This is a genomic window from Streptomyces sp. NBC_01618 (assembly GCF_045209435.1).
In the GTDB taxonomy this organism is placed as follows: domain Bacteria; phylum Actinomycetota; class Actinomycetes; order Streptomycetales; family Streptomycetaceae; genus Streptomyces.
The window spans coordinates 4,282,847-4,305,682 of record NZ_CP109297.1; the positions used below are offsets into that span (position 1 = coordinate 4,282,847).

The following is a 22,836-nucleotide window of genomic DNA, read 5'->3' on the forward strand; positions in this document are numbered from 1 at the left end:
GCCCCGGTGGTCGTGGGCCGTGAAAGTTGCTTGCGCGGGTCGGGCGGGGCGGGACAGGATCGGCGGATGGAACATGTGATCCGATTCGTTCGCGCCGATGAATGGCCCCTGGTCAAGGAGTTGCGGCTGGCCGCACTGCGGGACCCGGCGGCGCCGGTGGCCTTTCTGGAGACGTACACGCAGGCCGCGGGCCGGTCCGACGAGTTCTGGCAGGACCGGGCGCTCGGCGCTTCCGAGGCCGGGAGTGGTGAGGTGCGGCAATTCGTCGCCGTCGCGCCCGACGGGCGGTGGGACGGCAGCGTCACCGTGCTGATCGAGCGGTCGGACGCGGAGGTGCGATTCGGGGAGACGCCCGACGTCCACCAGGCGCATGTGGTCGGCGTGTTCGTACGGCCCGAGGCGCGGGGCGAGGGCCTGGCCGAGGCGTTGTTCCGGGCCGCGACGGACTGGGCGTGGTCGTTGGGGGAGCCGCGGATCGAGCGGGTGCGGCTGTATGTGCACGAGAGCAACCCGCGGGCTGCGGCGCTCTATCGGCGGATCGGGTTCGTGGCCACCGGGCAGTCGGTGCCCGTGCCGGGCGACCCGTCCGCTCGGGAGTTGGAGTACGCGGTGGAGCGGCCGGCGGTGTAGGTGCGGGCGGTGGGGCGCGCGCGGTCAGCGTGGGCCGGTGGTGAGGTCCTGGGACCAGCGGGCGCGGGCCTGTTCCTGGGAGCGGAGAAGGGCCAGCGTCGGCAGGCCCTGGGCCTGGCCGGTCGACAGCAGCTCGGGGAGCCGGGGCAGCGGCGCCACCGCGGCGACGTCGTCGAGCACGAGCGTCATTGGTGGGTCGAGCCGACCGTCGGTTGACCGTGCGGCCAAGCGGCGGCCGTGCTCGACCACGTGCGATGCGAGTGCCGTGAGCAGAGGCATTGCTCCGGGGCCCGAGCGGGGATCCTCGATCGGTTCGCCCACCACATAAAGGGTGCCCCCCTCGCGCGCGAAAGATTCCAGCGCGAGCGAATCGGCCCGGTTGGGTGTGCAGGCCTCACGGATGTGGACCGAGGAGAGCGCGGCGAAGGCCCGTACCGTCAACTCCTGGGCCACCTCCCGGCGTTCGGGGTAGGCGGTGAGTGCGGACTCCAGCAGGCCGGCGAGTCCGGAGGCCGCCTTGGGGTGGGTACGGAGCAGCCGCACCGGTTCGTGTGCGCTGCCGCCGATGGCCCAGCGGTGGACCTGCCGGAAGGGCCTGCCGTCGATGGCGGCGGCGTGCAGCCAGCACTTCAGGAGCGTTTCCGCGGTGTCGGCCGTCGCCGCGTCGATCCGGGCCTGGGGCCGGACCGGGGCGAGGAGTGCGGTGGCGCGGGCGGCGGCCGTGTCGGGCTGCTCGCAGCCGGCCGTCGGGGACCAGTGGAGGCGGGCCGGGGTGTCGCAGAGGTGGCCCGGGTCGTAGACGAGGACCGGGCCGAGCTTGGCGCGGGCGTCCTTCGTCTCGCCCCAGACGGTGGGGTCGGAGGTGACGACGAGCGCGGGCCCGTCGGCCTCCTGGATCGCCTGGACGACGGTGGGGCGGCGGGTGGCGGCCGGTCCGTAGACGACGAGGGGGGTGCGGGGGGACGGGAGTGTGGGGAGAGCGGGGAGGAGAGTTGTCGCGGATGTGGTGTGCTCGACGGGGGCGGGCATGGGCGCGGGTGCGGGGGGCGGGGTGGGATCCGGAGTGACGGGTTCCGCGTGCGGTTGCGGTTGCGTCTCCGGGTGCGGGTGCGGGTGCGGGTGCGGGTGCGGGTGCGGGTGTGGGTGCGCGTGTAGCTGTGGGGTTGGTTGTGGCTGCCGTTGCTGTGGGGTGTGGGCCTCGGGCCGGGGCTTGTGGTCCTGGGACCGTACGGGCGAGCCGTCCTCGTCCCCGTACGCGCTCTCTTCCCCGTACCGTTCGCTGCGCCGCCGCGCCCGTACCGCCCGCCAGCGGGCCACCACGCCCAGCACGAACACCGTCAGCACCAGCAGCACCATCAGTTCGCCTATGAACAGGCCCCAGAACAGTCCGTACCCGGAGAGTTCGTCCGCCGGGGTGTTCGGCCAGGCGGCCGGGAGATCGTGCGGTGTGGTGACGAGCTGACGCATCGCCAGGGGGGTCTCGGTGAGCGTGACCCCCTCCGGCCAGGCGCCGTGCGCGAACAGTCCGGCCAGTCCTGTGGCCGTCCACGCCAGGAGCGTGAGCCCGAGCAGGAAGGCCAGCAGGCCGATCAGCAGACCGTCCGGGATGCCGCCGCTGCCGGCGGCTCCGTTTCCGTCGGTACGTACCTCGCCGCGCCCCGCCATGTCATGCCACCGTTGACTCGGACGACTCGTTCAGTCGTTGCTGGTGCTCGATTCGTGCCGCCCGCTGTTCCGCCTCCAGGTCGGCGGCGAGTACGTCCTCCGGCAGCAGGTCGGTCGTGGAGGATTCGGTCATCGCGCGGTCGGTGAAGACCAGCGGGCGTTCCGCCTCGGTGATCAGGTGTTTGACCACCTGGACGTTGCCGTTGACGTCCCAGACCGCGATGCCGGGGGTGAGGGTCGGGATGATCTCGACCGCCCATCGGGGGAGTCCGAGCACGCGTCCCGTGGCTCTGGCTTCGTCGGCCTTCTGGGCGTAGATCGTGCGGGTCGAGGCCATCTTGAGGATCGCGGCGGCCTCCCGGGCCGCCGCTCCGTCGACGACGTCGCTGAGGTGGTGGACGACGGCCACGAACGACAGCCCCAGCCGCCGCCCGAACTTCAGCAGGCGCTGGAAGAGCTGGGCGACGAACGGGGAGTTGATGATGTGCCAGGCCTCTTCGACCAGGAAGATGCGTTTCTTCCGGTCGGGCCTGATCCAGGTGTGCTCCAGCCAGACGCCGACGATCGCCATCAGGATCGGCATCGCGATCGAGTTCCGGTCGATGTGCGAGAGGTCGAAGACGATCAGCGGGGCGTCGAGGTCGATGCCGAAGCTCGTCGGCCCGTCGAACATGCCGCGCAGGTCACCGTCGACCAGCCGGTCCAGGACGAGGGCGACGTCCAGGCCCCAGGCCCGTACGTCGTCTATGTCGACGTTCATCGCCTCGGCGGACTCGGGCTCCGGGTGACGCAGCTGGTCGACGATGTCGGTCAGGACCGGCTGCCGGTCGGTGATCGTCTCGTTGACGTACGCGTGGGCGACCTTCAGCGCGAAGCCGGACCGCTCGTCCAGGCCGTGTCCCATCGCGACTTCGATGATCGTACGGAGCAGGGCGAGCTGGCCGGTCGTCGTGATCGCGGGGTCGAGCGGGTTGAGCCGGATGCCGCCGTTGAGCGCGGAGGTCGGGTCGAGGCGGATCGGGGTGAGGCCGAGTTCCTGCGCGATGAGGTTCCACTCGCCGACGCCGTCCTCGCCCTGGGCGTCCAGGACGACGACCTGGCGGTCGCGGAAGCGGAGCTGGCGGAGCACGTATGTCTTCTCCAGCGCGGACTTGCCGTTGCCGGACTCGCCGAGCACCAGCCAGTGCGGGGCGGGGAGCTGCTGCCCGTACAGCTGGAAGGGGTCGTAGATGTAGCCCTTGCCGGAGTACACCTCACGGCCGATGATCACGCCGGAGTCGCCGAGGCCGGGGGCCGCGGTGGGCAGGTAGACGGCTTGGGCCTGTCCGGTCGACGTACGGACGGGCAGCCTCGTCGTCTCCACCTTCCCGAAGAGGAAGGCGGTGAAGGCGTCCGACAGCGCGGACAGCGGATCTCGCATGGCGTGACCGACCTCCCTCTCGATTCTCTCGGTTGTCTGCCGAGTGTGGTCAGCGACGGATGCCGGTGGCGAACGGCAGGGTGTTCACGAAGGCGCGGTGGTGCTCGCGGTCGCACCACTCCAGCTTGAGATACGACTTGCCGGCCGAGGCCCGGATCGTCCGCTTGTCGCGGGCGAGGGACTCGGGCGAACGCGAGGACACGGTGATGTACCCGACCAGGTTCACGCCGGCCGCGCCGCTCGCGAGATCCTCACCTCGCTGGTCGAGACGGCCGTGGGCGGCGATGTCGCGCGGGTCGACGGTGCGGTTCATCTTGGCCTGGCGGCTGGCTTCCGCCTCGTCGTTCGTCTTCTCGGTGAGCATCCGCTCGATGGCGATCTCGGTGGGTTCGAGGTCCATGCAGACCGCGACCGTACGGATCACGTCGGGCGTGTGGACGAGGAGCGGGGCGAGGAAGTTGACGCCGACGGGGGTCATCGGCCATTCCTTCACCCAGGCCGTGGAGTGGCACCACGGCGCGCGGGTAGCCGACTCGCGGGTTTTGGCCTGCAGGAACGTCGGCTCGACCGCGTCCAGTTCGGCCGGCCAGGCGTTGCGCTTCGTCATGGCCTGGATGTGGTCGATGGGGTGGTCGGGGTCGTACATGGAGTGCACGAGGGAGGCGAGCCGGCTCTGGCCGAGCGGCTGGCGCACCCGGATGTCCGCCTCGGCGAGGCGGGCGCAGATGTCGGTGAGTTCGCGCGCCATGACGACGGCGAGGCCCGCGTCCCGGTCGAGCTTGCGGCCGGCCTGGGGGCGGGCGGCGCGGGCCATGGCGTTGGCCTCGGCGGCCAGCTCGCGGGTGTAGTGCATGCAGGCGACGAGGTAGGCGCGGTGCTGCTCGCTGGAGGTGGAGACCATGGACTGGAGCTGGTCGTACGACTCCTGCAGCCAGCCCGGGGACGTCTTGTCGCCGCGCTGGGCGACGTCCTTGGCGTGGGCGTCGGGGTCGGCGGGGAGGGTGCGGGCCAGCATCTGGATGCGGGTCACGAATCCGTCGCCGTTGGCGACGTGCTTCAGCAGTGTGCCGAACCGGTCGACGAGCGCTTCCTGGTCCTCGCTGTCGCGGAGCCCGACGCCGGGGCCCTCGATCTCGATCGCGGCGGTGACGGTGCGACGGTCGGCGTGCAGGAGTACGGCGATCTCGTCCGGGCCGAAGGGGGCGGCGAGCCAGTTGATCCGGCCGATGCCGGGGGGCGGCCCGATCTCGACCTCACGCCCGTCGGCGCCGACGCCGGCTTCCATGGCGGCGGAACGATAGGTCGTACCGCGGCGCAGGGTGCGCTTGTAGCTGCGGTTGATCTCAAACCATTTGTAGAAGGTGCGGTGCTTGTACGGGAGGTACACGATCGCCAGGGCGAGGACAGGGAAGCCCACGAGCAGCATGATCCGCGGGCCGAGGTAGGGGACGGCCAGTCCGCTCATCATGCCGAGGAACGCCCCGGCGATGATCAGTGCGATCTCGCCGGTCTCGCGGTTCTTGCCGACGATCGCGTTCGGCCGGGCGCGGCCGATGAGATACGTACGGCGGGGCGTGATCGTGTGGGACGGAGTCGTCAACGCCCTCCACCTCCCGTGCTGTTGTTACCTGAACTGCCTGATCCGCCGCCTCGGGGGGAGCGGCTGCCGTGCGGGGTCCCGGAGGTCGGGCCCGAGCCGCTGCGGGGCGGGGGTGCGGCGGGGGATCCGCCGCCGGCTGCGCCGCCGCTGCCGGAGTTGCGGGAGCTGTGCGCGGCGACACCGCCGCTGACCGGGTTGGCGGGCCGGCCGCCGCCGCCGCTGTCGCCGGAGTTCTGGCCGCTGCGGCTGCTGTGGGTCTTGATGCCCTGGGAGACGAGAGCGGCGGGGGAGCTGACCATAGCGGCGGCCTGGGAGCCGTCGGTGGCCTGCTTGCGGTTGGTGCGGGCGCCCTGGATCTCGTCGCCGAAGCCGGGGACGAAGCGGTAGATCATCGCGGAGGCGAAGATCGCGAGCAGGATGATGGCGAGACCGGAGACGACGGAGGAGAACGCGTTGGGCCCGTCGTCGGTGGAGAGGGCGCCGGCCAGTCCGAGGACGATGACGATGACCGGTTTCACCATGATCACCGCGATCATGATGCCTGCCCAGCGGCGGACGTGGCCCCACATGTTCTTGTCGACGAGGCCCGCGTAGACGACAACGCCGAGGAGGGCGCCGACGTAGAGCAGGGCCGCCCGGATGACGAGTTCCAGGTAGAGGACGCCCGCGGCGAGGGTGGAAACCAGCGAGACGATGATCAGCATGATCGGCCCGCCGCCGATGTCTTTGCCGCCCTTGAGCGCTTCGGCGAACGATCCGAAGAAGAGGTCGGCCTTGTTTCCGGTGGCCGAGGCGATCACGTCACTGACGCCGTCGGTGGCGGATACGACCACGTAGAGGATGAGCGGGGTGAAGGCTGAGGCGATGACCGTCAGCCAGAGGAATCCGACGGCTTCGGAGATCGCGGTGGTGAGCGGGACACCACGAATGGCGCGCTTGGCTACGGCGAACAGCCACAGGACGAGCGTGAGGATGGCTGAGGCCGCGAACACGATCGCGTACTGCTGCCGGAAGGTCTCGTTGGTGAAGTCGACGCTCGCGGTCTGCTTCACGGCGTCGCTGAGCTTGCCGATGATCCATGCGGCGGCGTCGGCGCAGCCGCGGGCCAGGGAGGAGAGGGGGTCCAGGGAGTTGTCGAGGGTGGTGGAAGGGCTGGTTTTTCCGGCGCCTGCGTCGCCTCTTTCGCAGTAGTCCTTGGCCAGCCCGACGATGAGGTCGCAGGCGTCGTCGCTCTTGCTGGGAGATGGCGTGGGCGACGGGGAGGGGGCCGCAACGGCTTGCGAAGCCAGCAGGATCACCGTGGCCGGCAGGCTGCTCAGAACCGTTACGAGGGAGCGCGTACGTGGGCGGTGGCTATCGTGCATAGGTGAAGCCTCCGTGTTCCTCAACCGCACCAGCGATCTCGTCCGCGGTAGATGCCCTGTTGTCGCCGTTGACGGGTGTGGGGCCTTCCGTCTGGCTCGACGACTCGATCCTCCAGTCGCCCCTGACCCACTTGAGCTTTTCCGAGATGGTGAACCACGTCGCTGTGACGGGCTTGGTGGAACCCTGTCCGGCCATTCCGACCAGACCCGTGCACCAGACCTCAACGGTGGCTGTGTCGCCGCCCTTTTCGACCACCTTCGTGCCGACTGGGACGGTCCGCGAAACGAAGGTCAGGCCACTGGGAGTGGAGCCGTCCTCGTTGAGGCCGACGTTCTCGAGGAATCCCGGCGAGTAGGCCTTCGTCATGGCGGTCAGAAGGCCTTCCACGACAGCCGGGTCGTGTGTGGCCTGAACGATGCTCCGGCGTGATTCCGTCTTGAACATCCCGGCAGAGCCGAGCGCCACCGCGTAGTTCGCCGCCGCGCTCTGCGCCCCCTGCTCGTCATGGGCGAAGCCCGAAGGGATCGAACCGTTCTTCCCCGTCACCGGCTTCGTCCCCGTGGCCGCCGTGGACGACGAGTCCGGCTTGCTCCCGGCGCTTCCCGAACCGCCGCCGTTGCCGTTTTTGCCGCCTCCGCCTCCGCCCATGTTCGCGAACGCGATAGCCGCGATCAGGAGGACGACCACGCCGACCACCGTGACGAGGGAGCGGGAGCTGCGGGCCGGGCGGCGGGGGGTGGTGTAGCCGTCGCCGCCCTCGCCGTCGGGGAGGCGGGTACGGGTCTGGCGCGTACCGCCGAGGGTGCTGTATTCATCGTCCGTACGGCCCGAGCCGCTGCCGTAGCCGTTCTCGTCGCCGAGGCTCATGCCGCGTACGCCCCCTCAACCGTTTCCTGAACCGGGTAGTACGACGGTAGCCGTGCGGGTTCCCGCTCGGGCGCGGTGTGGTAACTCGACATCAGGGAGACGCAACCTCTGCCGGTGGGCACGACGGACGGATGGTGTGGGAGTGGGCGGGACTGCCCCTGGCGTGGGATGACAGCCGGTCAGACGGCCATCCCGTAGACGATGGTGAACAGGGTTCCCAGCGATCCGATGATGAACACACCGGTCAGACCGGCAACGATCAGCCCCTTGCCCTGCTCCGCGCTGAACGTGTCGCGCAGTGCCGTGGCGCCGATACGCTGCTTCGCCGCGCCCCAGACCGCGATGCCGAGGCAGAGCAGGATGGCAATGGCCATCACGACCTCGATCATTACGCGGGCCTCGTTGCCCAAGGTCCCGAACGGCCCCCAGTTCGGGGCGATTCCGCCGATGATGGTGGTGATGTCGCCCTTTTCAGCTGCCAGGATCATGTAAGTCACCGCCCCTGTTGGGTAGTTCATTGCCCCTGTCACACGACATGGGTCGCTCTCTATCTTCGCTGATGAAACCGCTCCCGTACGACGCCTTGACGGCTCTCTTTACCCGGATCTCGCACGTTTGACCGGTCCGACCGTCCTGACCTGCGGTTCGAATCGGTGTATGACCGAATACGTATGGTTACTCTGTGTATCACGGGGTGTGACCCCGGGCAATGACTGCCATCCCGTCACCCTGGCCGAGACTTTCGCGCAGGCCCTGGTCGGCGTACGACCTGGTCAGGGCTGGGGGCGGTGGGAGCAGGGGGTGGTCAGAGCAGGGGGTGGCGCGGGACGGGCGGCCGGAGTGGCGTCGTCCAGGTCGGTGGCGGCCGGAAATCGCACCAGGTGCCGTCGAAGGGAAACGTTCCGGCCTCGGCGAGCCGTGCGACCGATGCGCCCTCGCTCCGGATGGCTGACGCTTCGTCGGCCGTCCAGTAAGCCGGGTCACCGGTCTTCTCGGCGAAGGACTCCTCGTCCTTCCACCGCCAGCTCCGGTCCGGCGCCACATTGATGTCGAGCTCGTGGTCGGTGATGTCGATGTCGTCGCCGTGGTGGACCCGGCGCTCCAGATTTACGTACCAGCCGCGGAACTTCTGTCTGCGGCCAAAGAGCCAGAGCACCGAGTGCGCTGCGCCGGTCGGCTGGTAGAAGAGCGCGCTGCCCATCGGCCACCGGTCGGCGACCAGGGGGTACCCGCCGGCCGGACGCTCGTGCGGGGAGATGTCCCGCAGGTGCGCGCCGCGCGGAAGCTTTGTACGCCACATGGGCGTGCCGGTCTCCATCCACACCAGCTGGCCCGCCTCGGTGCGCTCGACGAGGCGTACGGGCACCGAGGCGCTGAGGTGTCCGCCGATGAAGAAGTTCCAGCGGAGTATCCGGCCCGGGTCGTCGTTCATGCCGTTGACCATGCCCGCGGTGGAGCGGCCGGACACGTGGCGGGAAACGAGGCTCCCCCGGTCCGGTATGGCTGTGTGCCCCCTGTCGATCGGATGAGTCGGGCGAGGAGATTGACGTGCACACATCTTGACTGGTGGTCGCAGCCGTACGCACCGTTGCTGGGCCGTTGTTTCCAAGGGGGGTTATGTGAACAGCAAGTTGCTCGGAGCCTGTACGGTCCTGGCCCTTGGCGCCGTGGTGGGCGCCTTGCCGGCGCCTGCTTCCTCCGAACCGCGGCCGGGACCGACGCGTGCCCTGCCGCTGGGCGCCGCCGACGTGACCGAGACCCGCAGCACACGGACGCTGCAGCCCGGTGTCACTCTCACGCGGATCGTGCGCGGTGCCGACGCCCCGGCGCTTGTGTGGACGGTCGAGGTTTCCATACCCGGCGGTGCCACCTCGCCCGACCCCGACGCGCCTTTGACGGCGCTGAAGGACCGGGCGAGCGCCGACGAGCTGGCCGCCGACCTGCGGGGGGACGACTTTGACGCCCGGGTCGAGGAGGTCACGACTCCGGCGGTTGCCGACTACGTGGGTGGAACGCTTGGGTGGCGGGTCCGGGTCGGGCGGTTCGGCTCGCAGTCCGCCGGGACGGCCGAGCGTGCCCGGCTGAGAGCGGCCGGGTACGCCGGGTCCGCCGTGTACACCGGCTGGGACGGGAACTCCGCGGACCGTGGCCCGTGGCGGATCGACGTGCTCACCATCGACCCGGACCGGTTCCGCGGCCGGCTCAAGGCGTCGTACGGTCCCGATCTGGAGAACCGCGAGAAGACCAGTGAGCTGGCTGCGGCCGACGGCGCGACCGCAGCGGTCAATGCCGGGTTCTTCGTCCTCGACCCGAGTGCCGGAGCACCGGGCGATCCGGCCGGCGTCGGCGTCTACGACGGCCGGCTGCTGAGCGAGCCGGTGAACGGGCGCCCCGGCCTGGTGATCCGCGACTCAGGCCGGCACAGCACGATCGTCCGGCTCACCTGGCAGGGACGGGTCGTCGGCCAGGACGCGTCGCAGCCCCTGGACGGCGTCGACCGCGTACCGGGCTTGATCAGGAACTGCGGCGGCACCGCCGACGACACCCCGACCTCGCTGCCCCTGCACGACGTGACCTGCACCGACCCCGACGAGCTCGTCGCCTTCACACCTGATTACGGTCGGCAGACGCCGCACGGCGACGGCCTCGAGGCCGTACTGGACACCCGCGGACGGGTCCTCGAACTGCGCTCACCACGCGGCGGACCGCTGCCCGCCGGCGGCAGCTCCGTGCAGGCGACCGGCGCCCGCGTCACAGAGCTGGCCGCCCTGGCGCAGGTCGGCCGGCCCCTGCGCATCAAGGGGACGTTGCGGGACGCCGGTGGCCGCAAGGTCTCCCCGTCACCGGCAACCAGCATCTTCAACGGCGGCCCCGAACTGGTCCGCGACGGACGGCTGCACGTGACTCCTGCCACCGACGGAATGGTGCAGCCCGGCAACGCGAGCTTCTACTACGGCTGGGTGCACAAGCGCAACCCACGCACGCTGGCAGGGGTGGACGCCGCCGGCCGGACCGTGCTCGTCACCGCCGACGGACGCAGCACGGACGCGCTCGGGCTGAGCATCCCCGAGAGCGCCGCCGTCGCCCGGGCACTCGGCCTGCGCGACGCAATCAATCTCGACGGCGGCGGGTCGACCACCATGGTCGTCGGCGGAGAAGTGATCAACGATCCGTCCGACGCGGCCGGTGAACGCCCCGTTGGGGACGCACTGCTGATCCTGCCCGACCGGGGCTGACCCAGCCCGGTCCGACAACGCCCGAGCCAGCGACCACCCACCGCCGGGAGCCGCCATGACCGCCGTCCCGATCCGCCGATTCCGTGTCCTGCTCGTCCTTGCCGCGCTGCTGCTCACTTCGGTGTCGACCCCACCGGTGCTCGCCACCGCGTCGACAGTGTCATCTGCCGGAAAGGCGGGCGGGTCCGGCCTCCCGTCCCGGGGTGCCGAGGTAGTGGCGGTCACCCAGGTCGCCGACCGGCAGGTCGACCTGTCGGTCAGCTCACCGGCGCTCGGTGGCCGGACGGTGAACGTACGTCTGCTCACACCCGATGGCTGGGACCCGGGGGACCGGAGCAGGCAATGGCCGACCCTCTGGCTGCTGCACGGCTGCTGCGGGGACTACACGTCGTGGACCAGTCGGACCGACGTCGCGCGGATCGGCAGCCTGCGCGACGTCCTCGTGGTCATGCCGGAGGCCGGCTGGAACGGCTGGTACAGCAACTGGTGGAACTACGGCCAGGGCGGAGACCCGGCGTGGGAGACCTTCCACACCAAGGAGTTGCGCATACTCCTTGAGCACGACTGGGGGGCGAGCAGTAACCGTGTCGTGGCTGGACTTTCGATGGGCGGCCAGGGCGCCCTGCTGTATGCCGGCCGACACCCCGGGATGTTCAAGGCGGCCGCCGCGTACTCAGGCTCCGTGCACCCGCTGCTCAACGACGAGTCGGTGAACCGCATCATGGGGTTCTTCGCCGGTCAGGGCAATGACCCGCTACGGGTCTGGGGCGACCCGGTCGCGCAACGCGACGTGTGGGCGGCCCACGACCCGTTCCACCTGGCCAAGCGCCTCAAGTCGATCCCCGTCTACCTGTCGTGCGGTGACGGCACGACCGGCCCATTGGACCCGCCGGGCAGCACGAGCGCGCTCGAGGCGGACTTCAACAGGCAGAACCAGGCCCTTGCGAGCGAGCTCGAACGCCAGGGTGCGAAGCACGTGACCACCCACTTCTACGGAGCAGGGACCCACGGCTGGGCGTACTGGCAGCGTGAGTTGCACTCCTCGCTACCGATGCTGCTCCAGGCCCTGCGGGGATAAGAGACGGTGACCGCGTCCGAGCGCGATCCGCCACATGCTGGTCGGCGCGTGGTCACGAGTCTCGGAGCTCGGGGGCCGAGGTCCGAGCGTCGGGAGTGGCTGGTTCACTCGTTCGTGGGTACGGAGGACGGGATGCGGCCCGAAGCTCGGGTTTCGGGATTCGGGTGCCGGGAGTCGAGCTCCGGGAGTCGAGCGCTTTCGGTAACCGGTAGGGAAAACGGGGTGGTTGGGAAAACCTTCCCGCCCTGCCTACCCCGTCACGGCCAGCAAGTGTGACTATTCGTGACCGACTTGCGGCGCGCTGTCGCGGCTGCTTACGTTGCCCCCAACGAAACGACCCCGACGCGGTGTTAGCGCACCGGGCCGGGGTCTCACCCCAAGATCGACAGGACGATCTCGTGGCTACCGAGAACCTTAGCCCTGCCCTGCATGCGCCCGCATCCTCGCGCCCGTACGCGAAGGCCAAGCCCGGTTACGGGAAACGATGCGCACCGGACCAGCGCCCGCCCCGCAACGACGACTTCGCGTTGCTGCCGGAGCGGGAGCGGTATATCGCCGGGTACGTGGACCGGCTGCCCAACGGCGCGGCCATGGACATCAAGTCGCTGGCCAAGAACCTTCCCCTGTACGGGCAGATGGCCGTCGCCGGTGCGCTGAAGGCCTTGGGAGTGGCCGGTCACCTGCGCCACGTACGGTGCCTGGTGGGTGGCGGCGACCAAGTCCGCTGGGTCACCCGTACGTTCTGGTCCCGCACCGCCCACGACAACGAGTGGTGGGACGCCTTCCTCACCGCCGAGGACAGCGGCTCCACACCGGAGGCGGTGGCCGTCGCACCGGAGGCGGTCGCCGCTACGACGTCGCCGGAGGCGGAGACCCCGTCCCCGCTGTCCCCGTCTCCCTCCCCCTCCCCCTCCACGTCCACGGGCCCGTCCCCGTCCACGGGCCCGCGCGAATCCGCCCCCGCCGCTCCCGCCGTACCGCAGCAGCGAACCCCGGAATCGGCGCAGGAGCAGCGCTCACCCGCGTACCTCGCCCTGGCTCGACTCGGCCGCAATGAGCCACGATTGACCCTCTCCGCCGCCGACTGCACCGTGCTCGAAGAGCTGGCCGGTGCATGGCTCGCGCGTGGCGTGAACACCGACTACCTCACCCACGCCCTCACTTCCGGCCTCCCCGACCGGGTCGACTCGCCCGTCGGATTCATCAGGCGCCGACTCCTCGACAAGATCCCGCCCCACCTGCCCGCCTCCCCGACCCCGTCCGCACCCGGCACCCCCGTCCGCCGCCTCATGGTGGAATGCACCGAATGCGGCGCACCCGGCCGACCCGAAGCACTTCCCGACGGCCTCTGCCTGCCCTGCCGCACACCCGCCCCGGACACCGCCCCGGACACCGGCTCGGACACCGCCCTCGGCGAACCGCCCGCCGAGCGCGACATCCGCGCACTCGTCGGCAACCTCCGCGACCTGCTCAGGGTGGACTGACGGTCCCTTACCCGGAGAGCGGGATGGTCGGCCCAGAGACACCCCCCCTGTGTTTGAACGTGACAGTCGACCCGTGATGTGTCACGTTTTCGCGAGGGGGTGGGGCTGTCAGCCCTGGGGGAGGCCCACCTTGACGGCGCGTACGAGAGCTGCCCAGACGGTGGGGGTGGTGCGGAGTATCGCTCCGGTCGGGTCGCCGCTCTCGGTGAGGCAGACCGTGCCGGGGGCGAGTGCGGATATGTGTACGCAGGACTCGCCCTCGCCGCAGTACGAGGACTTCTGCCACATGTGATTCGACAATTCGGATCCTTTCATAGGTTCTGGGCGATGGCGTGTATCAGGTCGCGCGACTCGGCAACGCCCAAGGCGAGGAACTCAAGGCGGGCCAAGACTTGGCGGTATTTACGGAGTTGGGCTTCGGTGTCCAGGAGGACGATGCCGTGTGCCTGATCCAGCTGAACGGTGTCCAGCTGCGGTACGGAGCCGTGGACGTAGTAGATGGGCTGGCCCGCCCCCGGGTACCCACCCGCCTTGAACGGGATCACTTGAATCGTGATGTGCTCACGCTCGCTCATGGTCAGCAGGTGCACCAACTGATGTTTGGACACGTCTGGACCGCCGAATCCCATGTGCAGGGCGGCCTCGTGGATGACCGCTCGGTAAGGGGCCGGGCTTTCCCGGAAGATGACGCTCTGACGCTTGATGCGGAATGACAGACGGTGCTCGATCTCCGGAGGCGGAAGGGCGGGAACAACCTGGCGGAAAACCTCGCGTGCGTGGTCCGTGGTCTGGAGCAGGCCGGGCAGTCCGGCTGTATGCGAGGTGTGCAGCGCGGTCCCGTGATGCTCCAGTTCCGCCAGGTCCAGCAGGCCGGTGGAGAGCAGCTCCCGATACTCCTCCCACCAGCCGCGCTTCCGGTCGCCGGTCATGGCAGCCAGAGCGTTGACCAACTCGTGGTCTGAGCAGTCGTAATAGCAGGACAGTGTGCGCACCCGCTCGGCGCTGACGCCATAACGGCCGGCTTCGATATTGCTGATGCGAGCCTGGTTGCCGCCGAGGAGCTTGGCGGCCTCAGTTGCGGTGATCCCAGCACGCTCGCGCAACTTGCGGAGTTCTGCCCCCAGCCGTTGGCGGCGGGCTGTTGGTGTGGCGCTGGATGACATCACTCGCTCCCCGGCTCGGTCACCCACACGAGGGTATGTGTCATGTAATTCATGAATCTCATGGAATGCATTCCATGTTGCGCTTTAGTGTGTGACTCAGGCCACCCGCCCGGAAGTACCCCGCTCGACGGAGCGGCCTCGTCACCGGGCAACCGGAAACCCATGATTCGACTTCCCTCCGTGAACGGAGACTTCCATGGTCAGTGCCACGGTATCCCCGCCCTGGACGTACACCCTCCAACTCCCGCAGGATCCCCGCGCCCCCGGCGTGGCCCGTGCAACCCTCCGTACCATCCTGCGCGTACACGGCATGCGTGAACTCACCGAGACCGCCGAGCTGCTGGCGAGCGAGCTGGTCACCAACGCCTACCTGTACTCCTCGGGGGAGTACTCGCTGCGCCTGCGCGACGCCGGGCGCAGTCGTATCCGGCTGAGCGTCTGGGACACCAACCCGCACATCCCCGCCCCGTTCCGGTGGAGCGCCGAGGCCCCGGCGGAGCTGGCCCAGCGGGGGCGCGGACTGTACCTCGTCACCCTCTACGCGGAGAGCTGGGGCGCGTACCCCATGCGTGGCGGGCTGCCGGGGCAGGGCGGAAAGCTGCTCTGGGTGGAGTGCGCGGCAAAGGGGGAGGGCGAGGGGCAGTGCGGGCCGGGCGACAGATGTACGGGCCGGGCATAGCCTCGTTACATGGTGCGGAGCGAGGCGAAGGACGTGGCCGGGTATCTGGCCGAGGTGCCCGAGGAGCGCAGGGACGCCCTGACGAGGCTGCGGGAGTTGTGCCGGGCGGAGCTGGCCGGGTTCGACGAGGTCATGGCGTACGGGATGCCCGCGTACGAGCGGGACGGCACCGCGGAGATCGCGTTCGCCTCGCAGAAGCAGTACATCTCCTTCTACCTGATGCGCAGCGACGTGCGTGAGGCGTTCGCGGAGCGGCTGGTCGGGCAGGACATGGGGAAGGGTTGCCTGCGCTTCCGTAAGACGGAGGCGATCGACTACGACCTGGTGAGGGATCTGCTCCGGGCGACGGCGGCGGGGCCGGGCGCGGTCTGCTGAGCGGGTACGCCATCACGCCCCTTCCTTTTCCTTTTCCTTGACTGACGGAAACTCCGTGGTGGTGCGTCGCGTGACAACGTAGGAAGGTGCCATGAATACCTCCACCTCCGTACCTTCGGCGGCTGCCCAGAACCCCGCCGACCGGCGAACCTTCGTCCGCGCCACGCTCGACCTGGGGGACGTGCTGTTGCGCCCGTGGTCACGGGAGGCCGACGAGCTGGACGCGATGCTCGTCGGCCTGATAGCCGCAGCCGCGGACCCGCTGATCTCCCGTTGGAACCCCTTTCCGGCAGCTGATCGCACCGAGGCCCTGGCGTGGCTGGAGCTGCGCGAGGTCGGCTGGGACCGCGGTGACGCCGCCTCCTTCGCCGTACTTGACCTGGCCGACGGCGCCGTACTGGGCGCCGTCGGCCTTCGCTGGGTCGACCGTGCGGACGGCCTCGCGATGATCGGCTACTGGACACTCCCGGCCGCCCGTGGACGGAGCGTGGCCACCAGAGCGACCAGAGCGGTGACCAGTTGGGCCTTCGGGACGGCCGATGCCCGCCGGATCGAGATCGCCCACGCCACCGGCAACGAGGCTTCCTGCCGGGTGGCCCACCGCTGCGGCTACCTTCCCGAGGGCACACTGCGCGACTCCCACCGCTACGGCGACGGGGAGTACCACGACGAGCACCTGCACGCCCGCCTGGCCGCCGACCCGGAACCGGCCGACGTCGCGGTCGGCCCGACGGCCTGAGGCAACCCGGCGACCGGGCAGGCGAGCGGGGGCTCGCAGTAATCCACGCGAGATCGGACGGCGACCAGGAAAGGCGGCCGGTCTTTCGCATCCCGTTCGGCGGCGGTCACAGCGCGGTGGTGGTGAACCGCAACCTCCCCAATGACATGGCGACCACCCCGTTCGGGTGAACTGCCCGGTCCGGCATGCCGGGCCTGCGGGGGCCTGACGCCTTGAGGCGCGTGCGGGCGCGGCGTGTCGCCCGCACTGGATTTGGCACAGTGCCGCTCCACGATCAAGGGACGGAACGGAGTGACCGGAGTGGCAGTGGTGGGACAGCCGGGGGGCCGGCAGCGGCTGAGCGGCCTGACGGGGGAGGGCGGCGCTGACGGGGACGTACTGAAGCACAGCGACGGAGCCTGGCTACGAGCCGCCAGTGGGGCGGAAGGGATGCGCACGCACCTCACCCCGGTGAAGTCGGAACTGGAGACCGCGCACGAGGGCCTGCTCGCGGGGACCACCGGTCTGACCGCGCTGGCGGAGCTGGGAGCCGTACGGGATTCGTGGGAGCGGCGGTTCGAGGCCGCACGGGGGGAGTGCGGGGCCCTGGCCGGGCAGATGCGCGCCGTAGTCCGGGACCAGGGCGATACGGACGAGACCGTGAAGACGTCGTTCGCAAAGGTGGCGGGTGGGGCGCGATGACTCTCACCTGGGCGCAGTTACGGGACCTGAAGTGCGGCGAACTGGAAGGCGCGGCCGACGGCTGGGGTAAGGCGAGCAACCGTGCCGACGCGGGCCGGGACCGGATCGAGACGCAACTGCTGAGCGGCTTGCGTAATACGCAGCGGGGTGCGGCGGCGGGTGCGGCGGTGAGGCGGCTGCAGCAGATGAGCCGTAACTTGCAGTACCTCTACACGGAGTGCGGTCTGCTCCGTACGACGCTGAACAGCCTGGCCCATGAACTGCGCGCCCAGCAAAGGGCGTTGCGGGATGCGCTGGACGACGCGGAGTCCCTGAAGTTCACCGTGCACGGGGACGGTTCGGTGACGTACCCGGCGGCGGGCGAGGGCCTGATCGACGGCAAGCCGCTGCCGGGCGGGACGGCGTCGGTGGGGGCGGCGCCGGGCCTCCTGCCGCCCTCGGGCCTGGTCGCGCCCAACCCGAACGTGGCGAAGGCGCAGGACATCGCGGACCGGGTGGCCAACGCGGTGCGGACGGCGGCCGAGATCGACTGGCGGTACGCCCGGATCCTGCGCAAGTTGAAGGCCGAGGAGGGCCTGAAGGTCCCCGACGCCACATGGACCGACGCGGCGGGCGACGCGGCCGCGGTACGGGAGGCGGCCCGCGGCTACCTGAAAGACGGCATCCCCCACGACGCGTCCCCGGCCGAGCGGAAGGCATGGTGGGCCGGCCTGACGGACGAACAGCGCGAGGAGTACCTCGCGGTGTACCCGGACCAGATCGGCAACTTGGACGGCATTCCAGCCCTGGTGAGGGACGCGGCGAACCGGGACAACCTGCAGCTGCTGATGGGGAAGCTGGAGGGGCGGGACGACACGAAGTCGGAGACGCAGCTGGCGGGGTTGCGGGAGATCGACCGGCAGCTGCGGGAGGGCCGACAGCCTCCGATGTTCCTCCTCGGAATCGGGGACGAGGGCAATGGTCGGGCGATCGTCTCGTTCGGGAATCCAGATATGGCCAGGAATGTTTCGGCGTATGTGCCGGGGCTGGGAACATCCCTTGATGAGGAATTCGCAAAGGGCGATTTAAAGCGAGCCAGGGATACTGCTATCGGGGCTAAGGAAATGAATCCTGGGTCCCCGACTGCTTCGATCGTTTGGCTTGGATATGATGCGCCGCAGGCCTCAGTCGGTGATCCTCTGGGGAACTTGGACGTGATGGGGGAGGGAAATGCCAAAGTTGGTGCACACTCATATAACAAGTTCATGGCTGGTATTTCTGCCACCAACCAGCATGCGGAACCGCATGTCACGGCCATTGGTCACTCGTACGGATCCCTGACTGTCGGTTTGGCTGCACAGGAACGAAGTGGAATTCCAGGTGCCGACGACATCATTCTGGTAGGCAGTCCGGGGACGGGTGCGCGGTCTGCTGAAGAGTTGGGCGTCGGGAATGATCACGTTTTTGTAGGGGCGGCCGAAAATGACCCCATTACCAAATTGCCCAACCATAAGGAAGCGAGTGGCATCGGGACTGGTGTTGTTGGCGGGGCGTCGACAGGCTTTGTGCTGGGTGCGAGCGCCGGCCCGGCAGGTGCTGTCATCGGTGGTGTGGCAGGGGGTGTCGCCGGTGGATTCGCCGGCTACTCGGCACAGGATGCGCAGTCCGATGAAAGCGATGCCTGGTTTGGAACCGACCCGGCGCATCGAGAATTCGGGGCCCGCAGGTTCGCGGTGAGTGATGGTCCGCGCCCATTGGAGCGAGGTCACGATCTGGTTGAGGCGCACTCCAATTATTTCAACCCGTCCAAGGATCAGATGTCGGCGGACAATATTGCAAAAATTGTTTCGGGGAAGTCGGGAGAGATTCAATTGGAGCGTCCTAGGTGAAAATGCGCATCACCCTTCTCGTCGTGGCGCTGATATTTCTTCCGGGGTGCGAATATTTGGATGACTCATCGGTTTCGAGTGGTGGCGGAGGCGATATGAATATGCAAGAAGCGGCTGACAGGGCGGACGGGATCCTGGACGATACGTTTGCGAAAATTTATCCGACAGTTCATTGGGTTCATGGGGAAAGCACGGAAGGGGCTTGTGATGTGTCTCGACGTCGTGCGGTAGTAACTGTAATTTCTGCAGCGCGGAGAGGAGGTTTCTTTGGAATCGTGGAGCGGGCGTGGAAGGAGTTTGGATATCGCCAAGTCGGGGTGAATGCCAACTCGGTGACTCCTGCGACCTATTTCGAGACGCCGGATGGATTCCGGGTGCGCCTACTCATCGGAGGGGGTGGGCAGGCGTTCTTCGAAGTGGCGACGCCGTGCGTCGAACAGTCCAGGGTTGCACCGCCGACCCTGGACGCCCCTGGCGAGACGGGGCATATGGGGGAGCCAGTGCCGGCTCCCAACGTCCGCTCGGACTTCTGGTCCGCTGGGGCCCCCTGACGCCGCGTCAGCGTCACCAATGGCTCATATCAGGCCAGTCGGTGGCGGTAAGGGACAGGCCGACCCCCTGGGGCCTTGAGTCTTGCATTGGGCCCTGGGGCCCATGCCGCGCCCGGTGTTGGTGTGGTCGCATACAGAGACCGGTTGAACTGTCACTGCGCCCACTCACCAAGCTGGGAGACCCGTCGTGTCTGGCATACGAGAATTAGCGATTCCGGGTGGCGCTGACATGAGTGCTGCCGAGGCCCGTTCGGGCAGGCGGTCGTTGTCGCGTCCTCTGCAGGCGGTGCTGATTCTCGTCCGGCTGCTCTTCGTCGTCACCGTCGTCGGCGTGCTCGACGCGCTCGTCGTGGCCTCGTCCGTCGACGCGGTGGACGGGCGGCTGTTGGGCATGCTGCTGTACGCCGCGCTGCCGGGTGTCACCGGGTTCGTGCTGTCGCTGTACGTGCGGAGCGGCGGCGTCTGGATCTGGCGCGGGCTCCTTGCCGTACATGCCTGGCTCACCGTCGGTGCCCTGGCGACGCTGGGTGAGGGCACTGGCGGGCAGGGGGTGGCGCAGCTGGTGGTGCCGGTCGCCGTCGTCGTCCTGCTGTTGCGGTCCGGCTCCCGTGAATGGTTCGGGCTCAGCCTTGAACAGCGCGTCGAGCACCGGCCGTTCAGCATCGCGCGGATGATCAAGTGGCGTCGGGACGCCGGGCAGACCGCGATGGAGTACCTGGGCATGATCCTCGTGGTCGTGGCCCTGATCGGCGGGCTCGCGGCGACGGGGATCGGCGGGCAGCTGACCGGGGAGATCCGGAACGCCATCTGCCAACTCACCGGTAGCGCCTGCCCGGCACCCGACGTCGAAGCGGTCGCCGGTAAGGGCGCGGATGCCGGTGGTGGTGCCGGTTCCGAGGGCTCCACCGTGATTGGCGGCACGGGCTCCGGCGGGTCGGAGACATCCGGCGGAGGTACGGACTCCGGCGGCTCGGGCGGCTCAAGCGGCTCGGGCGGCTCGGCGGCTTCCGGAGGGTCCGACGCTTCCGGAGGGTCCGACGCTTCCGGAGGGTCCGACGCTTCCGGAGGGTCCGACGCGTCCGGAGGGACCGATGCCTCCGGTGGGTCCGGCGGCTACGGTTCCGGTTCCGGTGGATCCGGGGGTAACGGATCCGGTGGATCCGGGGGTACGGACACCTCCGGCGGATCCGGCGGCGCAGACACCTCCGGTGGTTCCGGCGGCTCGACCGGCGGTGATTCTTCTACGCAGGTCGACGCGGGTAGACAAAAGCCGGAACCGAACTCCTCCCGCCCCTCGGACGGCAACTTCATCTCCGGCGTCATCGGTGACGACGGCCTGTGGGGCGACGTCAGCGGTGCCGTCGACACCGTCATCCACCCCGTGGACAGCGCCAAGGGCATCGTCGACCAGTACGCCCAGGCCGCACGCGGTGCCGGTGACAAGTGGGGCAAGGGCGACCACGTGGGCGCCGTCTGGGACATGACCAAGGCGTCCGGCGGGGGCGGTGGCGCGGTCGCCGGACTGCCCGGATCCGGTTCGCGCGTCGAGGCGGCGGTACGGGACAAGGAACGCGAGTACCTCAACGACCGCATCCCGAGCAATGCCACCGCGGCCCAACGCAAGGACTGGTGGAACGGGCTGACGCAGCAGCAGCGCGACCAGTACCTCGACCTCTCCCCGGACCGGATCGGCAATCTGGACGGCATCCCGGTAGCGGACAGGGACGCGGCCAACCGGAAGAATCTCCCTGGCCTGATCTCGAAGCTGGAGGGGAAGACCGACTCCAAGTCGAAGGACCAGCTGGCGGGGTTGCGGGAGATCGACCGGCAGCTGAAGGAGGGGAGCCAGCCGCCGATGTACCTGATCGGCATCAGCGACGAGGGCAACGGCCGGGCCATCGTCTCCTACGGGAACCCCGACACCTCGAAGAACGTGTCGGCGTACGTACCGGGGCTCAACACCTCTCTCGACGAGGAATTCGCGAAGAACGACCTCAAGCGGGCCCGTGACACGGCGATCGGCGCCCAGGGGTACGACCAGTCCACCGCGTCGATCGTCTGGCTCGGCTACGACGCACCGCAGACACCGGACGGGCTGCACAGCCTGGCCGTCGCGGGCACCGGCCGGGCGGAGAAGGGCGGCGTGGCCTACAGCGACTTCATGGGCGGTATCGCGGCCACCAACCAGAACGCGGACCCGCACATCACGGCCATCGGGCACTCCTACGGTTCACGTACCGTGGGCGCCGCGACGCAGCGCGACGGCGGTATTCCGGGGGTGGACGACATCATCCTGGTCGGCAGTCCGGGGGTGGGGGTGGACCGTGCCGTGGATCTCGGCGTCGGTAGCGGGCACGTCTTCGTCGGTGCCGCGGCCAACGACCCGGTGACCAAGCTCCCGTCCAAGACACAGGCCGCCGTGGGCGTGATAGGGATGATTCTGGGCGGCCCCGCCGGCGCGTACCTCGCGGGGGACCTGGCCGACCCGGGCGACGACGACCTCTGGTTCGGCAAGGACCCGGCGAGCAAGGCCTTCGGGGCCAAGCGGTTCCCGGTGGCCCCCGGCCAGCCGCTGATCAGCACGAGCGGTGTGAGCTTCGACGCGCACTCCAACTACTTCGATCCGGTACGAGACGCTATGTCGGCGGACAGCATCGCTCTGATCGTGTCGGGACACTCCGACAGGCTCAAGATGGAGGAACAGCGATGAAGCGAAGGTTCCAGATCGTTGCGGTGGCCCTGGCTTTCGGCTTCGCACTGTCCGGCTGCGGCAACGACGGCGGACAATCCAACGGCAGCGCGAGCGCCGGGAGCACCAAGAGCAGCAAGAGCGGCAAGGAGCGCGGTATGAACATGCAGGAGGCCGCCGAACGGTCCGACGCCATGCTCGACGCCGTACTGAAGGAGATCGTCCCCGATGTTCAGTGGGCGCACGGTCCGACCACGACGGGCAGTTGCGACGTGACACGCAGGCGCACCGTGATGACCATCGTGTCGGCGCAGCGCCGGCAGAACTTCCTGGACCAGGTCGAGAAGTTCTGGCGCGAGAGCGACTACCGCATCAAGGCGAAGAACAACGACAAGGAGTTCCCGGCGGTCTACGCGCAGACGAAGGCCGGCTTCGGTATCAGCGTGAGCTTCCGCGGCAAGGGCCAGGCGTTCTTCGAAGCGGACAGCCCCTGCGTGAAGGAGTCCAAGGTCGCCGCCCCTGCCTCCAAGCCGAACGGCCCGGCGTACGAGGGGGTCTACCCCCTGCCACGTCCCAACGTGCACTCCGACTACTGGTCCACCGGGGCATCGTGAGGGACAGTCAGCGCACAGAACTGGCCGGTCGGCGCACAGATCTGGCCGGTCCGCGACCCCGGTGACCCCGGTGATTCGTACACACCCGCGAAACCACCCATGAACACGGCCCCGATGGGGGAAGGTTGAGGG

At 68.9% G+C, this 22,836-nt stretch carries 20 protein-coding genes; 11 read left to right on the forward strand and 9 right to left on the reverse strand.

Annotated features, from left to right (window positions below; all coding sequences use genetic code 11):
* Nucleotides 1-66 precede the first annotated feature (66 nt).
* On the forward strand, nucleotides 67-630 hold the full coding sequence (locus OH735_RS19995; RefSeq protein ID WP_406382868.1) for a GNAT family N-acetyltransferase: 564 nt from the start codon (nucleotides 67-69) through the stop codon (nucleotides 628-630).
* Between the two features lie 24 nt (nucleotides 631-654).
* Here the strand turns inward: OH735_RS19995 and OH735_RS20000 are convergent, their stop codons facing one another.
* From OH735_RS20000 to OH735_RS20030, 7 genes are all read right to left on the reverse strand, one after another.
* Nucleotides 655-2,295 (reverse strand): type IV secretory system conjugative DNA transfer family protein, encoded by a 1,641-nt coding sequence (locus tag OH735_RS20000; RefSeq protein ID WP_406382869.1) that lies wholly within the window; start codon nucleotides 2,293-2,295, stop codon nucleotides 655-657.
* 1 nt (nucleotide 2,296) lies between these two features.
* The gene (locus OH735_RS20005; protein WP_406382870.1) at nucleotides 2,297-3,715 is read right to left on the reverse strand and encodes an ATP-binding protein; all 1,419 of its coding nucleotides are present in this window, start codon (nucleotides 3,713-3,715) and stop codon (nucleotides 2,297-2,299) included.
* 49 nt (nucleotides 3,716-3,764) lie between these two features.
* Nucleotides 3,765-5,315, reverse strand: coding sequence for an SCO6880 family protein (locus OH735_RS20010; protein WP_406382871.1), 1,551 nt, complete (start codon nucleotides 5,313-5,315; stop codon nucleotides 3,765-3,767).
* A complete protein-coding gene (locus OH735_RS20015) occupies nucleotides 5,312-6,679 on the reverse strand; it encodes a hypothetical protein (protein ID WP_406382872.1) in 1,368 nt (455 codons plus the stop codon). The genes OH735_RS20010 and OH735_RS20015 overlap by 4 nt, the downstream gene beginning before the upstream one ends.
* Nucleotides 6,669-7,547, reverse strand: a complete 879-nt coding sequence (locus OH735_RS20020) for a hypothetical protein (protein WP_406382873.1) — start codon at nucleotides 7,545-7,547, stop codon at nucleotides 6,669-6,671. The genes OH735_RS20015 and OH735_RS20020 overlap by 11 nt, the downstream gene beginning before the upstream one ends.
* Before the next feature lie 179 nt (nucleotides 7,548-7,726).
* Complete coding sequence (locus tag OH735_RS20025; protein ID WP_018101695.1) at nucleotides 7,727-8,035, reverse strand: hypothetical protein; 309 nt, start codon at nucleotides 8,033-8,035, stop codon at nucleotides 7,727-7,729.
* A 317-nt stretch (nucleotides 8,036-8,352) separates the two neighbouring features.
* The gene (locus OH735_RS20030) at nucleotides 8,353-8,979 is read right to left on the reverse strand and encodes a DUF402 domain-containing protein (RefSeq protein ID WP_406382874.1); all 627 of its coding nucleotides are present in this window, start codon (nucleotides 8,977-8,979) and stop codon (nucleotides 8,353-8,355) included.
* 187 nt (nucleotides 8,980-9,166) lie between these two features.
* Here OH735_RS20030 and OH735_RS20035 point away from each other — a divergent pair, with 187 nt between their 5' ends.
* The 3 genes from OH735_RS20035 to OH735_RS20045 all read left to right on the forward strand — a co-directional run bounded on the left by OH735_RS20035 (nucleotide 9,167) and on the right by OH735_RS20045 (nucleotide 13,345).
* On the forward strand, nucleotides 9,167-10,783 hold the full coding sequence (locus tag OH735_RS20035; RefSeq protein ID WP_406382875.1) for a phosphodiester glycosidase family protein: 1,617 nt from the start codon (nucleotides 9,167-9,169) through the stop codon (nucleotides 10,781-10,783).
* Nucleotides 10,784-10,838: 55 nt separating this feature from the next.
* A complete protein-coding gene (locus tag OH735_RS20040) occupies nucleotides 10,839-11,861 on the forward strand; it encodes an alpha/beta hydrolase (RefSeq protein ID WP_406382876.1) in 1,023 nt (340 codons plus the stop codon).
* Between the two features lie 398 nt (nucleotides 11,862-12,259).
* On the forward strand, nucleotides 12,260-13,345 hold the full coding sequence (locus OH735_RS20045; RefSeq protein WP_406382877.1) for a MarR family transcriptional regulator: 1,086 nt from the start codon (nucleotides 12,260-12,262) through the stop codon (nucleotides 13,343-13,345).
* 108 nt (nucleotides 13,346-13,453) lie between these two features.
* Here OH735_RS20045 and OH735_RS20050 read toward each other — a convergent pair whose 3' ends face one another.
* Together OH735_RS20050 and OH735_RS20055 are read right to left on the reverse strand one after the other, a co-directional pair.
* Complete coding sequence (locus tag OH735_RS20050; protein ID WP_406382878.1) at nucleotides 13,454-13,645, reverse strand: DUF397 domain-containing protein; 192 nt, start codon at nucleotides 13,643-13,645, stop codon at nucleotides 13,454-13,456.
* 11 nt (nucleotides 13,646-13,656) lie between these two features.
* Nucleotides 13,657-14,508 carry a helix-turn-helix domain-containing protein gene (locus OH735_RS20055; RefSeq protein ID WP_406382879.1) on the reverse strand — a complete coding sequence of 284 codons (852 nt, stop codon included), beginning with the start codon at nucleotides 14,506-14,508 and terminating at the stop codon, nucleotides 13,657-13,659.
* 196 nt (nucleotides 14,509-14,704) lie between these two features.
* On the opposite strand from OH735_RS20055, the gene OH735_RS20060 reads away from it, so the two are divergent.
* From OH735_RS20060 to OH735_RS20090, 7 genes are all read left to right on the forward strand, one after another.
* Nucleotides 14,705-15,187: an ATP-binding protein gene (locus tag OH735_RS20060; protein ID WP_406382880.1), complete on the forward strand. Its 483-nt coding sequence runs from the start codon at nucleotides 14,705-14,707 to the stop codon at nucleotides 15,185-15,187.
* 9 nt (nucleotides 15,188-15,196) lie between these two features.
* Entirely contained in the window at nucleotides 15,197-15,562 is a 366-nt protein-coding gene (locus OH735_RS20065; RefSeq protein ID WP_406382881.1) for an iron chaperone, read from the forward strand.
* A gap of 91 nt (nucleotides 15,563-15,653) precedes the next feature.
* On the forward strand, nucleotides 15,654-16,301 hold the full coding sequence (locus tag OH735_RS20070) for a GNAT family N-acetyltransferase (protein ID WP_406382882.1): 648 nt from the start codon (nucleotides 15,654-15,656) through the stop codon (nucleotides 16,299-16,301).
* A 291-nt stretch (nucleotides 16,302-16,592) separates the two neighbouring features.
* The gene (locus OH735_RS20075; protein ID WP_406382883.1) at nucleotides 16,593-16,982 is read left to right on the forward strand and encodes a hypothetical protein; all 390 of its coding nucleotides are present in this window, start codon (nucleotides 16,593-16,595) and stop codon (nucleotides 16,980-16,982) included.
* Nucleotides 16,979-18,850, forward strand: a complete 1,872-nt coding sequence (locus OH735_RS20080; RefSeq protein ID WP_406382884.1) for an alpha/beta hydrolase — start codon at nucleotides 16,979-16,981, stop codon at nucleotides 18,848-18,850. Before OH735_RS20075 ends, OH735_RS20080 begins: the two co-directional genes overlap by 4 nt.
* A gap of 780 nt (nucleotides 18,851-19,630) precedes the next feature.
* Nucleotides 19,631-22,111 carry an alpha/beta hydrolase gene (locus OH735_RS20085; protein ID WP_406382885.1) on the forward strand — a complete coding sequence of 827 codons (2,481 nt, stop codon included), beginning with the start codon at nucleotides 19,631-19,633 and terminating at the stop codon, nucleotides 22,109-22,111.
* Nucleotides 22,108-22,704 (forward strand): hypothetical protein, encoded by a 597-nt coding sequence (locus OH735_RS20090; protein ID WP_406382886.1) that lies wholly within the window; start codon nucleotides 22,108-22,110, stop codon nucleotides 22,702-22,704. The genes OH735_RS20085 and OH735_RS20090 overlap by 4 nt, the downstream gene beginning before the upstream one ends.
* The last annotated feature ends 132 nt before the right edge of the window (nucleotides 22,705-22,836 follow it).

Bases quoted from the DNA above. Each gene is read 5' to 3' on its own strand.
- OH735_RS19995 (WP_406382868.1), top strand. From the start codon at position 67: ATGGAACATGTGATCCGATTCGTTCGCGCCGATGAATGGCCCCTGGTC.
- OH735_RS20000 (WP_406382869.1), bottom strand. From the start codon at position 2,295: ATGGCGGGGCGCGGCGAGGTACGTACCGACGGAAACGGAGCCGCCGGC.
- OH735_RS20005 (WP_406382870.1), bottom strand. From the start codon at position 3,715: ATGCGAGATCCGCTGTCCGCGCTGTCGGACGCCTTCACCGCCTTCCTC.
- OH735_RS20015 (WP_406382872.1), bottom strand. From the start codon at position 6,679: ATGCACGATAGCCACCGCCCACGTACGCGCTCCCTCGTAACGGTTCTG.
- OH735_RS20020 (WP_406382873.1), bottom strand. From the start codon at position 7,547: ATGAGCCTCGGCGACGAGAACGGCTACGGCAGCGGCTCGGGCCGTACG.
- OH735_RS20025 (WP_018101695.1), bottom strand. From the start codon at position 8,035: ATGATCCTGGCAGCTGAAAAGGGCGACATCACCACCATCATCGGCGGA.
- OH735_RS20030 (WP_406382874.1), bottom strand. From the start codon at position 8,979: ATGAACGACGACCCGGGCCGGATACTCCGCTGGAACTTCTTCATCGGC.
- OH735_RS20040 (WP_406382876.1), top strand. From the start codon at position 10,839: ATGACCGCCGTCCCGATCCGCCGATTCCGTGTCCTGCTCGTCCTTGCC.
- OH735_RS20055 (WP_406382879.1), bottom strand. From the start codon at position 14,508: ATGTCATCCAGCGCCACACCAACAGCCCGCCGCCAACGGCTGGGGGCA.
- OH735_RS20060 (WP_406382880.1), top strand. From the start codon at position 14,705: ATGGTCAGTGCCACGGTATCCCCGCCCTGGACGTACACCCTCCAACTC.
- OH735_RS20065 (WP_406382881.1), top strand. From the start codon at position 15,197: ATGGTGCGGAGCGAGGCGAAGGACGTGGCCGGGTATCTGGCCGAGGTG.
- OH735_RS20070 (WP_406382882.1), top strand. From the start codon at position 15,654: ATGAATACCTCCACCTCCGTACCTTCGGCGGCTGCCCAGAACCCCGCC.
- OH735_RS20080 (WP_406382884.1), top strand. From the start codon at position 16,979: ATGACTCTCACCTGGGCGCAGTTACGGGACCTGAAGTGCGGCGAACTG.
- OH735_RS20085 (WP_406382885.1), top strand. From the start codon at position 19,631: ATGAGTGCTGCCGAGGCCCGTTCGGGCAGGCGGTCGTTGTCGCGTCCT.
- OH735_RS20090 (WP_406382886.1), top strand. From the start codon at position 22,108: ATGAAGCGAAGGTTCCAGATCGTTGCGGTGGCCCTGGCTTTCGGCTTC.